This window comes from Melioribacteraceae bacterium 4301-Me (assembly GCA_041538185.1).
Lineage (GTDB): Bacteria > Bacteroidota > Ignavibacteria > Ignavibacteriales > Melioribacteraceae > Pyranulibacter > Pyranulibacter aquaticus.
Window position 1 is genome coordinate 184,809 of sequence record JBGORM010000006.1, and the last position, 15,147, is coordinate 199,955.

11 protein-coding genes are annotated in these 15,147 nt (G+C 31.7%); 4 read left to right on the top strand and 7 right to left on the bottom strand.

What is annotated here, in order from left to right:
• Positions 1–151 precede the first annotated feature (151 nt).
• The 4 genes from ABRY23_11325 (at position 152) to prfA (ending at position 6,665) form a co-directional block, all read left to right on the top strand.
• Entirely contained in the window at positions 152–2,551 is a 2,400-nt protein-coding gene (locus ABRY23_11325) for an ATP-binding protein (protein ID MFA3783642.1), read from the top strand.
• A 5-nt stretch (positions 2,552–2,556) separates the two neighbouring features.
• On the top strand, positions 2,557–3,462 hold the full coding sequence (miaA, locus tag ABRY23_11330; protein MFA3783643.1) for a tRNA (adenosine(37)-N6)-dimethylallyltransferase MiaA: 906 nt from the start codon (positions 2,557–2,559) through the stop codon (positions 3,460–3,462).
• Positions 3,463–4,013: 551 nt separating this feature from the next.
• Positions 4,014–5,348, top strand: coding sequence for a hypothetical protein (locus tag ABRY23_11335; GenBank protein MFA3783644.1), 1,335 nt, complete (start codon positions 4,014–4,016; stop codon positions 5,346–5,348).
• Positions 5,349–5,594: 246 nt separating this feature from the next.
• A complete protein-coding gene (prfA, locus tag ABRY23_11340; protein ID MFA3783645.1) occupies positions 5,595–6,665 on the top strand; it encodes a peptide chain release factor 1 in 1,071 nt (356 codons plus the stop codon).
• Between the two features lie 58 nt (positions 6,666–6,723).
• On the opposite strand, the gene ABRY23_11345 is transcribed toward prfA, so the two are convergent.
• The 7 genes from ABRY23_11345 to ABRY23_11375 all read right to left on the bottom strand — a co-directional run bounded on the left by ABRY23_11345 (position 6,724) and on the right by ABRY23_11375 (position 15,146).
• Positions 6,724–7,764, bottom strand: coding sequence for a phosphorylcholine transferase LicD (locus ABRY23_11345; protein MFA3783646.1), 1,041 nt, complete (start codon positions 7,762–7,764; stop codon positions 6,724–6,726).
• Positions 7,751–8,401 (bottom strand): NTP transferase domain-containing protein, encoded by a 651-nt coding sequence (locus ABRY23_11350; GenBank protein MFA3783647.1) that lies wholly within the window; start codon positions 8,399–8,401, stop codon positions 7,751–7,753. The genes ABRY23_11345 and ABRY23_11350 overlap by 14 nt, the downstream gene beginning before the upstream one ends.
• Positions 8,391–9,017: an HAD-IB family phosphatase gene (locus ABRY23_11355; protein ID MFA3783648.1), complete on the bottom strand. Its 627-nt coding sequence runs from the start codon at positions 9,015–9,017 to the stop codon at positions 8,391–8,393. The genes ABRY23_11350 and ABRY23_11355 overlap by 11 nt, the downstream gene beginning before the upstream one ends.
• A 3-nt stretch (positions 9,018–9,020) precedes the next feature.
• Complete coding sequence (locus ABRY23_11360; protein MFA3783649.1) at positions 9,021–9,650, bottom strand: class I SAM-dependent methyltransferase; 630 nt, start codon at positions 9,648–9,650, stop codon at positions 9,021–9,023.
• Between the two features lie 85 nt (positions 9,651–9,735).
• Positions 9,736–11,034 carry a glycosyl transferase family 1 gene (locus ABRY23_11365; protein MFA3783650.1) on the bottom strand — a complete coding sequence of 433 codons (1,299 nt, stop codon included), beginning with the start codon at positions 11,032–11,034 and terminating at the stop codon, positions 9,736–9,738.
• 77 nt (positions 11,035–11,111) lie between these two features.
• On the bottom strand, positions 11,112–12,617 hold the full coding sequence (locus tag ABRY23_11370) for a lipopolysaccharide biosynthesis protein (GenBank protein ID MFA3783651.1): 1,506 nt from the start codon (positions 12,615–12,617) through the stop codon (positions 11,112–11,114).
• 6 nt (positions 12,618–12,623) lie between these two features.
• Positions 12,624–15,146 carry a YfhO family protein gene (locus ABRY23_11375; protein MFA3783652.1) on the bottom strand — a complete coding sequence of 841 codons (2,523 nt, stop codon included), beginning with the start codon at positions 15,144–15,146 and terminating at the stop codon, positions 12,624–12,626.
• Between the last annotated feature and the right edge of the window lies 1 nt (position 15,147).

Here is a 15,147-nt window from a genome sequence, read left to right on the forward strand (position 1 = left end):
CACTGTTTTTCATTAAGGCATTGAAGTATTGTATATGAGGTTGTAAATTGCAAGTGAATTACTTTTTATTAATGTTAATATTGTGTTGTCGTTAATAGCTGTTATTATACTGTTGTTGTGATTAACAATTATTTGTTAAATGGTCTTAATAATGCAGGAACAGCTTTCAAAAATATTAGCCGATAACAAGCTGCTTAAAAATGTAGACTTCACGAAAATAAATCTGAGTGGCTTAAAAGGGAAATTAATAACTCTTTCCGAAGGGGAAATTTTATATAGAGAAGGTGACAGTGCTGATATTATATATTTGGTAGTCAGCGGTGAAATTAATGTTATAAAAAAGAAACTTTTAGGAAAATCCAAGTCATATATTTTTAATGCCCAAGATTTTTTTGGCCAAGACGAGTTTTTTGAGGAAACCTCGCGTACTTCGACTGCTGTAGCATTAAAAGACACATATTTAATAGCCCTAACTAAAGAAGAAGTTGACGAATTAATTAAGCAGGATGATGAGATTTATGTAAATCTAAGAGAACAAAATGCTGAAATAAATTTAGAGGAATTAGATAGTAAGCCGGCTCAAGAACCGCTTGTAAGTGTTAATAATAAAAAAAGTAGCTATACTAAAACTCCAGAGATTACCTCAGAAACTAATACAGAAGAATCCTCTTCAATTTTTAGTTTGGACTTTAATCAGCAGTCAAAAGACTTATCTTTAGATGGAGATGAGAGTTCAATAGATAAAAATTTAGTAGATAATAACACCAATGAAAAGCAAGAAAACATCAGCTTTAATGAATCTGAAACTAAAAAACTGAACGAGTCTAATGAACAAAAAAGCAAAAAAACTGCCGATGAAGAAAACATTAGCAGTTTTACAAAAACAATAGTTGAAGAATCAAACGATTTGAACGATGCTTTATTTAAGATATTAAGCACACAGGAAACAAATGCATATTCTAACGGAAGTCAAAATGAACATGAAGATTTACAAAGTGAACAAAATTTGGACAATTCATTGGAAGAACAATCCGTAGAAATATCGCAAGAAAAATCTACTGAAGAAAGAAACAATGATATAATTGGGACAGAAGGCCAAAATTTAGAAGAACTAGCAATTGCGGAAGAAGATGTAAAGGAAAATAAAGAAGACAAACTTATTAAAGATGAAGTGGTTTTAAGTCAACTTGATAGTGAAATTAGCATCGGTGGTGAAGAAGAAAATGACCTCGAGGATGGGAAGTTAAATTTAAAAGAGCGTAAAAAGGACTTAAGTGCTACTGAAATAGAGATTATTAAAGAAGTTGATGAAAAATTAGCATGGATAGAAAAGTCGACTCAGAAGCAAAGAAAAGAGACAAATATAGATGGAAATGCAATTAAGATTGAACAGTTGAAAATGATTATCGCTGCTGCAGAGTCGATTAATTCCACAATTAAAATAGATGAAGTGCTTCAAAAAATTGTTGATGTTGCATGTAATCTTACAAGTGCAGAACGTGGTACACTTTATTTAGTTGATAAAGAAAAAAATGAAATTTGGTCTAAAATTGCTATTGGCAGTGAAACACATGAGATAAGATTGAAAATTGGGGAGGGGCTTGCTGGTCACGTAGCTAAAACTGGGGAGTTAATTAACAGCAAAAATGTTCATAACGACCCTCGTTTCAATAGTGCCTTTGATAAGCTGAGTGGCTATACTACTCAAAACATGATTTGTTTTCCAATTAAGAACAAGCAGGGAGAAATAATAGGTGTTCTTCAATTGCTTAATAGTTCGAGAGGTGAGTTTAGTAAATTAGATGAAGAGTTCCTTGAAGCATTGTCAATTCATTCTGCAATTGCTATACAAAATGCAGAATTAGTTGAAAAGCTCTTACAACTTGAAAGAAATCAAACTCTGGGCAAAATGGCTAATTTTCTTATACAAGACATTAAAAAGCCAATATTGGTCAGCAAAAGATATGCTGAACATCTCGCAAGCCGAAATCAATCCCCTGAACTTAAGCAAGTAATTGATATGCTGCTTGAACAATTATCGCAAGTGACAGACCTCGTACAAACAATTTCCAGTTACGCGATAGGCAAAGCAATTTTAAGAACTACAACTGTAAGTCTAAACAAAACATTAGATGACTTTGCTACACGCATTAGTTCTTTTGTTCAATCTCATAATTGCTCAATTGAATCTCATTACGATAAAGATGTTTTAGTTAAACTTGATAGCAAAGAATTTTTCCTTTGCTATAACCATATCATAAAAAATGCCTGCGACGCTATGCCAGATTCAGGTATAATTGCCATTTCTACTAAACGCGAGGGAAAGAATGTAAAGATAATTTTTAAAGATCAGGGACTTGGAATACCAAATGGATTTAAAGATAAGATTTTTGAACCATTTATCTCTCATGGTAAAAAGGAAGGTACTGGATTAGGCCTAACTATTACTAAGAAAATTGTAGAAGCACACAACGGCACTATTGAAATTGATAGTACAATTGGTGAAGGAACAACAGTCACAATTACTTTACCAATAGCCTCCATTTACTAGATTGAATGAATTATAATTTAATTACAATTTTGGGTCCAACTGCAGTTGGTAAAACCCGCCTCGCTGTAAAACTTGCTTATCATTTTAATGGTGAAATTATCTCAGCCGATTCGAGACAAGTCTATAAAAGTATGGATATTGGCACGGGTAAAGATTTGTCAGATTACATAATGGAGGGGGAAAAAATTCCATATCATTTAATTGATGTAATTGAACCTACTGAGGAATTCAACTTGTTTTTATTTAATCAAATGTTTTACGATGCTTATCATAAAATTACTTCAAAGAAAAAAATTCCATTTTTAACTGGAGGAACTGGCTTATATCTCCATTCTATTCTCAAAGGATATCTTCTTGAAAAAGTTAATATGGAAAACGCACAATATGATGAATTAAGCAAACTTAGCATTGAAGAGCTTACTTCCAAACTTAAAATGCTAAACCCAAACCTGCATAATACAACAGACCTTAAAATAAAAGACAGGGTAATTAAAGCAATTATAATTGCTCAAAACAAAAATAAAACTGAAAAAAGTGTTAAAAAGAAAATTAACTCCCTCACAATAGGAGTTAAACTCGATAGAGAAAAACTAAAAGAAAGAATAACAGAGAGACTAAAACATAGACTTAACAGCGGCATGGTTGAAGAAGTAAAAAATTTATTGGCTAATGGAATTTCTTACGACAAATTAATTTTTTTTGGACTTGAGTACAGGTATATAGCACAATATCTTAAAGGAGAATTAAATTATAATGATATGTTCCAAAAACTTAATAGTGCTATACATAACTTTGCAAAAAGACAAATGACTTGGTTCAGAAAAATGGAAAGAGAAGGAATAAAAATTCACTGGATTGAAGGTCCCAATTTTGAACTTGCAAAAAAAATTATAGAAGAAAATTATTCTTGATAAACAATAATTATGCAATAGCATTCAAAAAAGATGATTCCCCATATAAAAGAAAAAATGGAAATCAAATTCCTTTGTTTTTTATGCATGTAGTACTTTAATGATAAATTTAACTTGTTTTATCCCCGATTAGAAACGTCGGGACAAGTTTTTATTTTTTCTACTGTTTTATCAATAAGCCAATAAGGTTTGTTTTCTCTTTTGTTTATGTTACTAAAGCTGTAAAGAAAAAGAATAAGGTTTTTTGAGAATTCACCACATTGTGGAGTGGTGGATGACCACATTTCGTGGTAGGAAAAAATAAATTAACATAAAAGGGCACTCTCAGAAATAAATAAATAGCAGGTGAACATTATAAGAGAAAGTAGTGAACCTTAGTAACATGTTGGACAGCACAGAGTGCAGATTGACCTTATTAGCTTATTGTTCAAAATGATATCTACCTTAAATTTTGACAGTAAGATTGTAAAAGCCGGAAAAGTAAGAATAAGGTAAAATAGAAAGTTAGTAAATAAAGAAATGCAAATGCATAGATGGGGTTAAATTGTTATATGATCAAAAATAAATTTCCAGAATATGTAAAAGAATATCTGCAAAAAAGTTTAAATCCCATTTGGCGGCTTGAAACCAGCCCAGAAAAATTGTACGATAATATTATTGTTGTGCCAGCCATACAAGAAAAAGAAAATATCAAATTGCTTTTAGGCTCATTGGCTAACTGTGATAACAAATATTTTAATTCAACATTAGTAATGTTTGTTGTTAATGCTTTGTCTAACTCTTCAAATAAAATTTTGGAAGAGAATTTGGATACCTTAGATTATCTAAGAAAATTTGTCCAAAAAAACTTTGATGATGATAAATTGCTGATGAAGTTAAATTCACTTGGCTTGAACATTGGAGTTGTCGATGCTACAAGTCATAAAAAAACAATGCCGACAAAAGAAGGAGGGGTTGGATTTGCGAGAAAAATAGGTATGGATTTGGCTCTTCAATATTTTGATTATCATTCATCTAATAAAAAATTAATTATTTCTTTAGATGCAGATTGTACCGTAGAGCCGAATTATTTGACCGAGATTGTGGAGTATTTTAATAAATGTCCTAGCCATTGTGCTTATGTTAAATTTGAACATCCGCTTCCTGATGATGAACAGCTAGCCAAAGCGGCGATTAACTACGAAATTTTTTTGCGATATTATGTCTTAGGACTAAAATATGCTAACTCGCCTTATGCTTATCATTCTATTGGTTCTACAATTATTTGCGATGCTGAAAGTTATATTAAAGTCGGGGGCATGAGCAAAAATAAAGCTGGAGAAGATTTTTACTTTTTGGAAAAGCTTGCAAAGATTACAACAGTAGAAGAAATTTCTGCAACTAAAGTTTATCCGTCAGCGCGCTCTTCCTGGCGTGTTCCTTTTGGTACTGGACAAAGAATTGGAAGATTTCTTTCAAATAACAAGAACGAGTATATACTGTATGACCCGCAAACATTTTTTATTCTTAAAGAATGGATAAGTGAATTTCATTCTAATACAATTTACAACGCTGATAATTACTTGCAAAAAGCGAAAAGAATTAATAATGCTTTGCACGATTTTTTAATTCAAAATTCATTTGATATAACATGGAATAAAATATTAAAAAATTCAAAAAGTGAGAGACAAATACAAAATCAAAAGAAATTATGGTTTGATGCTTTTAAAACACTTAAATTGATTCACTTTTTAAGAGATACATCATTCCCTTCAATTAATATGTTTGACGCATTAGATATAATTCTGAACAAATATGGCATCAATTGCTTTAGAAGAGCTAACGAGGTAATACCGCCAATAGAAATTCAATTGAAATATTTAAGCAAACTACGTGAATTAACGTAATGTTATGTTACCTCAAACCCGATAAGAACACAAAGCCAAATATAGCCTATTTCGTCCCTAAAGGGACTTTATTTATTTTTTTTAATTTATTCTACAAATATTACATTCCTACGGAATTTTAGCTCCTTAGGAGCGAGATTTTTTTAGAAAAGAACTTTTGTATATTTTATGTAGGGCTGAGGTAACCTCGACCCTACAATCTGTAGGCTAACTTTACTATATTTACACCCCAATTTTGAGGTAATGATGGATTTTTTAGAAAAGTTAAAAGGCGTAAAAGAAAAATTTGACAAGATAACCGTGCAACTTTCTAACCCGGAAATTTTGTCAGACCAATCAAAAGTTATCTCTTTAAGCAAGGAAAGAAGTGAGCTTTTAGATATTGTAAATGCATACGATGAATACAGTAAAATAATAAACAATATTGAAGGAAATCAGGAAATCATTGATACTGCAGACGACATGGAATTAGTTGAGGTAGCAGAAGCAGAAATAAAAGAGTTAAAAGAAAAGAAGATTGAACTGGAAGAGAAAATCAAGTTATTATTAATACCGAAAGATCCCGATGATGATAAAAATGTCATTGTGGAGATTAGAGCCGGCACAGGGGGTGAAGAAGCCGGGCTATTTGCAGCTGATCTTTATAGAATGTACTCCCGCTTTGCAGAACTTAAGGGTTGGAAGAAAGAGCTAATTGACTTGAACGAAACGGGACTCGGTGGATTGAAAGAAGTAATTTTTAATTTATCTGGCAATGGTGTTTATGGTGACATGAAATTTGAAAGCGGTGTTCATAGGGTGCAAAGGGTTCCGGCAACTGAAGCGAGCGGGAGAATTCACACATCAGCGGCTTCGGTTGTAGTTTTACCTGAAGTAGAAGATATTGAAATTGATTTGGACCCTAACGATTTACGGATTGATGTTTACAGAAGCGGTGGAGCAGGTGGCCAAAATGTAAATAAAGTTGAAACTGCTATACGTATTACTCACATTCCAACTGGAATTGTAGTTCAGTGTCAGGATGAGCGTTCTCAATTAAAGAATAGGCAAAAGGCAATGAAGGTACTTAAAGCGCGTTTGTACGATATGAAAATGAGCGAACAAATCAATGAGATAGCAGCTCAAAGAAAATCAATGGTACGAAAAGGAGATAGAAGCGATAAAATTCGTACTTACAATTTTCCTCAAAATAGAGTTACCGACCATAGAATTGGACTCACACTTTATAACCTTGACAGCATTATGGAAGGCGATTTGTTCGAACTAATTGAGAAATTGAAAATTGCAGATAGAACAGAGAAGCTTAATGCTGTATGATGACTTACCAATACTATAGCCACAAAATGACTTTAGTAATGTATGGGGTCTTTTGCAATTAATTACTTTGATTTACCCATTGCTTTTTAAATCTTTTATAGCTGTAGAGAATGAAATTAGTCAGAAGAGTAGGATTGAATTTGGTAACAAGTGACATAAACAATAAAAGGAAAGAACTTATATGAATTAAAATCTTTTGCCATCTTTTTCTATTAATTGCAAGATTGATAAAGCCATAATAATGCACTTTTTTTAGCAAATCTTTTATATCTTTTTTAGGTAGATAGTTTTTCAATAAAATGCTAAAGTGAGTAATTCTTTTTTCTGGAGGAGGGGGTTGAAGGTAATTGCTGCCGAAAAGAACAGTAAGATAATTTCCTACATTTTTCGGACAACTGAAGTTATATCCTTCAAAATTAATTTTGGCAAGGGGATATATATCTTCTAATTTATAATATTCTCTTTCGTAATCAACTAAGGTATCATTAAAGCTGTAATTAATTAGACAATTGTTCACATCATAATTCGAAGTGCTTTCATTCATATAACTGTTATAATAATTAAAAAAATATTCCTTAGCTTTGATTGGATTTTTAAATTTTGTTAAAAACTCTCGATGAATATCGAGTATATCATTTTCTTTTTTTGCTTTTCCTCTGACGAAAATGCTAGCCACATTAGTTAAGCTTTTGTCAATTGCAATGGCTTCTTCTGTGTTTTTTATAAATTTTACTGGTATCAAATCTATTTTAACAGGGAAAATGTAATCGACTAAGAGCGAGGATGTTCCGAAACAATCATGCCAGGTTAAAAATTTTTCGTCATGGAAATAAAGCAAGTATTTATCACTTTTATTAGAATAATTATTAAGGAGAAAAATCAATTTATCATAATCATTTTTGGGAAGGCATATATCTATGTCATCATCCCATGGAATAAAGCCATTATGCCTTACAGCTCCTAACAACGTACCCCCATCTATCCAGTAATTCAGCTTGTTTTCTTTGCATAGCTTGTCTACCAATAAGAGCAGGTTTAAACATTCTTTTTGAGCTAAACGAAGTGCCTCGGATTTATCTTCTATTTTATTGATTCTCATGAAGGTCTATTTTGTTTGATACGTAATCGAGGTCTTGGGGTGTGTCTATCTCATAGCATTCTATTTCACATGCCTGAATAGGTAAGAATTTTTCTAATTCTTGGTAAACGTAATGCCCTTCTTTACTTATTCTTATCTTGTTAAAATATGCGATGCCAGTCCATTCATATTCTGAAATTTTCTCTCTGCTAAATTTTATCACTTTGCCTTCTTTATTAAGCTGGACGAAGACAGGTTCTTCTGTATATGCTTTTGTAATTCCTATTAAATTTTCTCCTTGAATAATTTGATTAAGAAAAAGGTTATAATTTTTTTTGTCGATGTACATATCACCATCAATATTAATAAAAGGTTCTGATAGGTCATATGAGCCCAAATATAGGCTATAGGAATTAGTAGTTGTACGATAATCGGGATTACGAACAAAGATTACATCATTACGTATAGAGCGGACGTATTCTATTACTTCTTCTTCCTTAAATCCTACTACAATGCGAATATTAGGTACATCTTCTAATACCTTTAACAAATAGTAGATTAATTTATGGTTGCCAATTTTTACTAAACATTTTGGCATATCTAAGCCTAATCTACTGCCAATTCCGGCAGCACAAATAACTGCATTTTTAATTTTCATTTGTGTAATGTTCTTTAAATGATGATAATAGATTTGCTAGAGACTTAGAATCATAGCAAACGTAATCAGATATTTTAATTAACGAGGAAACAGGCTCGTGAACTCCGCCGAATGCTAAGGATTTATCAGAAATTTCGAACATTGAACAATCATTCATTCCATCACCAATAGAAATTACAATGTCGAATCTTTTCTTTAATGTTTTTACCGCATCTGATTTATTTAATATATGGGATATTCCGGATAAATTATCATGGTCATATGATGCTTTTGATGTAAAATACCCACAGCCAAACTTTTCTTTTATAAAGTCTTCAATCCAAACATCTAAGTTACCTGTAACAATATAACAGCAGTCTTTATTATTTTTCACAAAGTTTTGTAAATATTTATCTACAGTAATCTTGCTTATTATTTGTTTTACTTCTGATATGGGCACTGTGGAAAGGAGTTTTACTCTTAGCTTAAAAGATTTATCGAATGTAATTAAGCCATCCATTGTAATTTTGGTAAGCAAGTCAATTTCCTCATATAATCCTACTGCTTTGGCTATCTGAGGTAAAATCTCTTCTCTGGTAAGTGTTCCGTCTAAATCAAAACAAAAGGCTATTTTCATATCTTATGGTTTTTTACAGACAAACATAAAATGCCTTGTATTTTCCCATACATTAGTTGTATCAGGAAAAATGTCAAATATTTGAATATCTAAAAAGCCTATTTCTTCCAAAAGAGCTTTTTCTTTATCCACTTGTCTATATTCAGCAAAATATTCAGTCCCTAATTCTTGAGAAAAACCATCTACTATTACATCTTCATGCAAACCACAGTGTGTACGTATTACTAAATGGCCGTTTTGTCTGAGCATAGAATAAATGTTTTGGTATATGCCTTTCATTTCTTCCTTTGGAAAACATTGTGCAACGCCTAAGCATAGGACCACATCAAAAAGCTTTCTTATTTTAAATCCGATTAGGTCAGCATTTATTACAAGCATATTAGGGTGATCTATAATAAATTTAGAAAATCCCTCAAATTTTTCGACTGCTGTAATATGCTTGACTTTGTCGACTAACTTATTGATAATTAAACCTGTGCCACTTCCTAAGTCTAATAATTCGGTGTTCGGATTAATATATTTAGATATAAACTCGACCTCTAAGTCAGAAGTATCGGGTCTTTTATTTTTTGTCTCTTTTGGGTCTTTTATTTTTTTTGAAAGGTTTTTCCAATAATCTTCACTTTTACTCATTTTAATTGGTGTTTTAATTAATAATATGATTATTACACAAAGATATAAATTTATTTTATTACTTTGAATTATCTCTTTCGGTTAATTATTTAGAAACAATATGATTTAGAAATTCAGATAGCTTTTTTGTTAAACTTCTATTTGAATATTGCGAAATATCCGATTTGTTTGGAAGAAGTAGCCCGCGCTTATATTTTTCATATAAGTTTTTTATAGTAATAATTGTCTTTTCGAGGTCATTAAAGTTACATGTGTACCCAGCATTAACAGTATGAACAATTTTTGAAGCATCGCTTTCTTCGGGACCTATTACAAGAATGGGTCGCCTCGAGGCAAGATATTCAAATAATTTTCCGGGCAACCTTCCATTAACGTTTGGCATATTATTAAGAATAAGCAGCAATACTTGTGAACGATGCATGCGTAACAAAGTTTCTTTCCTTGAAAGATGTTCAAATAAAGTAAGATTATTCTTTAATCCAAATGATTCAATCTCATTAAGAATAGCATGACCAATGAACCCTGCAAGTTCAATCTCAAGGTCATTGGCAAATTGTTTATTCTCCTTTGCAATAATTGAACATGCTTTCCACAGAGTTCTTGCATTGCGGTCGGGCCCCAAACTTCCATAATGACTCAAAGTAAATTTGGGTGAAAGTTCAACATGAATATTTTTAAAGTCATCTTCATCATATCCCCATACAATAATTCCTACATCTTTTGCACCTATTGACTCAAGATCTTTTTTCCATGTTTCGCTGCAAATTGTAATTTTATCTGCATATTTAAAAACCCGTTGCTCCATAGCTTCGTGGATTTTTCTTGATATTGGATTTAACATCAGTTGTGGAAAATAATCTACTTGTGTCCACGGATCTTGAAAATCAGCATGCCAGGGAATATTTAATTTCCTTTTTATTTTATAGGCAATCATATGATTTGTATGAGGTGGCCCATTTGTAAATAAAACATCTACATGATTTTCTTTTAAGTAATTAATTAGGAATTTAGCTGTAGGTTTTATCCAAAACTTTCTCGCATCAGGAATAAATATATTTCCCCGTATCCATATTCCAACTTTATGTGCAATAGTGTGTTTTTCTTCTTCTAAAAAAACATTATGGATTCGTTCTTCTTTTTTTTTGCCCGTAATAAATTTAAATAAATTATATGGCTCCCAAATTCTAGTTTTTAATACTATAATTCCTGCAGGCACATCTTTAAAATTTGATTCATCCAATACAGGGTATTCTGGATTTTCCGCTGTGCATATAATTGGCTCCCAGCCAAATTCTCTGAGATACTTCGCAAACTTTAAACAACGATGCACACCGATACCCCCAGCTGGCGGCCAATAGTATGTTATAATTAAAACTTTTTTCATCTTATTCTAGTTATTTCGCTTTAGTGAACATACCCATAATATACTGTCCTTTCAGTGCTGCTAAAGAATCTTCCAAATCACCTCTGCCTTCTCGATAGTAGACTTTCTATAATAATACTTAGACTTATCCTCTTTCCTTTTTTAAGCATGTTGCTAAGGGTATCCAATTCAATTTTTTCATAAAAGTTAAAAAAGTATAATAAAAACGGGAATAATATGATAAGCATAAGTTTAATGATTACGGATAAAATGAGAATGTCAGTTTCAATCAATGACGAAATAAAATAAATAAATATTGCAATCGTAAAAAGTGTTATAAGTTTCCCGTTCTCGTATTCAATTTTATAATATTTATCCGATATAATTTTTGTGGCAAAATGAAAAATACCGAAAGCAACTAATGTGCTGTAAGCAGCAGCAATCATTCCATATTTTGGTATGAAGATAAAATTCAAACCTATGTTTAAAAAAGCTGAGAGCATGGTAGTAACTGCAATATATTTTGTGTTTTTTGTTAAGTACATCCCAAGTGATGCGTAATTTCTTGTTGCACTAAATACATACGATAAAGTAATTATTGGCACAATTTGATATGCAATCCAAAAGTCTGCATTTGAAGATATAACTCTAATTATTTCTTTGCTGAATATTGAGATTGCTAAACCACTCCATATTACAACATAACAAAGGTAAGTCATAAGTTTTTTGAAATAACGGGAATCACCTTCCTGACCATACATTTTTGCAGCAGCAGGTAATAATGTTAAATTAAATGGCAAAATTAAAAACATGTTAACAATGCCTGCAATACGGTAACCAAGGTCGTAAATACCCACAGTTTTTGTATCTGTAAAATAATTTAAAATATAACGGTCGCTTACATTAAGCAACTGAACGCCAATCGCTCCGAATATCAAAGGAATTCCAAAATTTATGGATTGAATTAAAATTTGTCTGTCAAATTTAAGTTCGATATTTTTTAACACATCAGGTAGTGGAATAACAAACGCAACAATTTCTGCAGCTAAGTATGCATAGAATATCCCAAATACACCAAGGTGCATAAACCCAACAAATAAAACTGCTAACAGAAGGGTTAGGATTATTTTGGTTAAATTGATTACAGAGTAAAATACAGATCTTTCATCTGCACGTAACTTGTTTAGTATAACGTTGTTAATTACTCTTAAAAAAATAATTGCAATTACGAGATGTGCATAAGGACGAAAAATATTATCCGGGTCTAAAACAGAAAATAACTTGTTAAAAAAGATAAATAAAATTAAATATAGTATTAAGTTTACTACAAAAACGTAAGCAAGGATAGTGAAGAAAACTGATTTTTCTTTCCCTTTGTATTCTTGTGAGTTGTTTAAAACAAGAATGGAATTAGCCTGCCCAAATGAGAAAACTTCAACAAGAATAACAATAGTTACCTCCAGTATTCCATATACACCAAAATCGGAAGCAGAAAGAACATTCAAATAAAGAGGAAGAGTAATTACTCCAATTCCTTTATATGCAATTCCAGGTATACTGTAAACAGCAGTGTGTTTTAGAAAGCTTTTAATTTTCTGATACATTAAACTTTATTGCCCATTAGAAGCTTGCTTTTTTGCTTTGTTATCGAAAAAGATTATACCCACTATTACAATTAGTATTAAAACGCTTAAGATTAATGACAAATATTTTCCTATATAAAAACTTTTTGGTTCATAAATAAATATAATTTTATGTTCACCTTTAGGAACAACAATCCCTCTAAAGCCGTGATTTGTTTTATAGATTGTAGTTTCCGCTCCATCAATAAATGCTTTCCAGCCTTTGGGATAGTAAGTATCGCCTAAGAACAGAAAATTGTTACCCGAGGCTTTTGCCTGAAGTTCGATTCGTGATTCTCCGTAATGAGTAATTTTTACAAAAGCAGAAGAATCTGGTTCATCTATTTTAAGTGTAACATCTTCGAGGAAGGCAACTCGTTTAGGGTCAAACGAATTATTTTTTACCATATTTAAAATTTCTAACATAGGTTTAGAAGAAACAGAGTCTACAAAATAGGCGCGGGGCAGTACATCAGTATTTTTATAAACAAAAGTTTGCTGAGAAGAAGATATCAGCTCGAAACCGGGGATATTTACTTTGTTATCGAACACAAGATATTTCACATTTAACATTCGCCAAAGTGTAGGATTTGCGGGTCCAACAATATCCATAAAATCCTGATAAGTGCGCGGTTTAACTGCGGAATAACCGTAGAAATCCTGCTCAAGAAAATAAACATTGAAATTAGAATTTTGCGATAAATTACCAAGTCCTTCTTTTTTTAGATTCAAAATCCTATAAGGCTCTTTATCATTCTGTTCTTTAATTGCTTTTATGTAATCTGGTTCCGTAAATATTTGGTCGAAGCTTGTTTTATTAACGTACTCTGCCCCGCGGCAGCCAATTCTTAAAAGGTCGAAAAGAACAAAAATCAGAAGGAACAAAACAAGAGAATCTGTACTTAGTTTGTTTCTTAAATAAACAAAAGCAATTGTAAATGTTAATGTTATTAGGGCTAATCCTATTATTAAATCGCCTGTAAATGTATCGGCTAAAAATCCAAAAATTTGTTGAAGCCGTTGACCTTTTTCTCCTGCTGCTTGAATATGTTGAATATACCAGTCAGATATAGCAGACTGAAATAAAATTGATAAAACAAAAAGCACCCCAAAAACGAGAGCAGTATTTTTTAAAAGTTTTTCTTTAGAAAAGTCCTTTGTCTTTCTCATTTCAATCAAGCTCATTATGCCGTATCCTGCAAGTATTGGAAAGACCATTTGTACAATGGCAAGTATCATCGAAGGGACTCTAAACTTGTCAAAAAAAGGAAAATAGTAGAACAACAGATTAAAAAGAACCGGGAAATTTTTTCCAAACGAAATAATTATGTACAGTATACTTATTAAAGTAAGATACTGTATAAAAGGGTTCTTCCATTTTGTTATTATAGCGAACAAGGCAAGGAAAAAAATTACAATTCCCATATACATTGGAACATCAACAAAAGGCATCTGACCAAAGTAAGTGTTTATTTCAACGGGCTGATTATTTGAAAGTTCGCCTTTGTATGTCATTCTTCCGGAACCGTAGAACGATGGCACTATAAAGGTCATCATTTCTTCAGGCGAGAAAGACCAATTGGTTGCATATTCGTAAAAATCTGAACTACCTTTATCGGTTGATTTTTGCTGTTCTTCAATTAGACTTTTAGTTCCACGCGTTGAATATTTACTGTATTCCCACAATTGAGCATAACTATCAAATGAAAGCAGCATTGCAATTAAAGTTGCGGCTACAAATAGTCCAACAGATTTAATAAGCTGTTTTATTAATTGGTTTTCTTTTTTAACAATACTTCTTATAAAATAGAACAAATAAAAAATTCCTATACTCATAAACACGTAATAAATAATCTGGACATGTGCGCCAAATACAAGAAAATGTAGGAATATGACCATAAGCAAAAAATCTAAGAAACGAATTTTTTCATTGAATTTTAACAGCATCATCAAAATTAAAGGGAAGGCTGCAAGGCTAATCATTTTTGTTACGTGACCAATAAAAAGAAAAAGGAGAATACCTGTGCTGAATGATGTTGCAAATCCAACTAATAATGAAAGAAGCAGTGAAGCCTTTTGCGAACGCATAAATATGAAGCTTGTTAAAGCAATTAAAATGAGATTGAATACACTGGCGGAATATTCAAGAGAGAAAATTGCTGAGAATAAATATTTGCCGTAAGAATAAATTGCGCCAATAAAATCCCACCATCTCAATTCAGTAGAAATTGCATAAGCTGGCATTCCGCAAAATAAATATGGATTCCACAATGAAAACCCTTCTCTATCTTTATGGATGTATGTTGACATGCTTTTGATTGTTATAATGTCTCCAGATTGAAATGTTTGTCCACCAAAAAAAATTGGAGAAAAGAAAATGAGAAATACAATTAAGATAACCGCAATACCTAATGGAATTTGGTATTTAGATGGGATTATTTTTTCAATATCGAAGTTGGCAAAGAACGAATCACTTTTCTTCGCTTCGCTTTTTTTAATTTTTTTTGCCATT

What these genes read in the sequence shown, in the direction of transcription:
- ABRY23_11335 (MFA3783644.1), top strand. Translation starts at nt 4,014, where the DNA reads ATGATCAAAAATAAATTTCCAGAATATGTAAAAGAATATCTGCAAAAA.
- ABRY23_11375 (MFA3783652.1), bottom strand. Translation starts at nt 15,146, where the DNA reads ATGGCAAAAAAAATTAAAAAAAGCGAAGCGAAGAAAAGTGATTCGTTC.
- ABRY23_11355 (MFA3783648.1), bottom strand. Translation starts at nt 9,017, where the DNA reads ATGAAAATAGCCTTTTGTTTTGATTTAGACGGAACACTTACCAGAGAA.
- miaA (MFA3783643.1), top strand. Translation starts at nt 2,557, where the DNA reads ATGAATTATAATTTAATTACAATTTTGGGTCCAACTGCAGTTGGTAAA.
- ABRY23_11350 (MFA3783647.1), bottom strand. Translation starts at nt 8,401, where the DNA reads ATGAAAATTAAAAATGCAGTTATTTGTGCTGCCGGAATTGGCAGTAGA.
- ABRY23_11325 (MFA3783642.1), top strand. Translation starts at nt 152, where the DNA reads ATGCAGGAACAGCTTTCAAAAATATTAGCCGATAACAAGCTGCTTAAA.
- ABRY23_11365 (MFA3783650.1), bottom strand. Translation starts at nt 11,034, where the DNA reads ATGAAAAAAGTTTTAATTATAACATACTATTGGCCGCCAGCTGGGGGT.
- ABRY23_11345 (MFA3783646.1), bottom strand. Translation starts at nt 7,764, where the DNA reads ATGAGAATCAATAAAATAGAAGATAAATCCGAGGCACTTCGTTTAGCT.
- ABRY23_11360 (MFA3783649.1), bottom strand. Translation starts at nt 9,650, where the DNA reads ATGAGTAAAAGTGAAGATTATTGGAAAAACCTTTCAAAAAAAATAAAA.
- ABRY23_11370 (MFA3783651.1), bottom strand. Translation starts at nt 12,617, where the DNA reads ATGTATCAGAAAATTAAAAGCTTTCTAAAACACACTGCTGTTTACAGT.
- prfA (MFA3783645.1), top strand. Translation starts at nt 5,595, where the DNA reads ATGGATTTTTTAGAAAAGTTAAAAGGCGTAAAAGAAAAATTTGACAAG.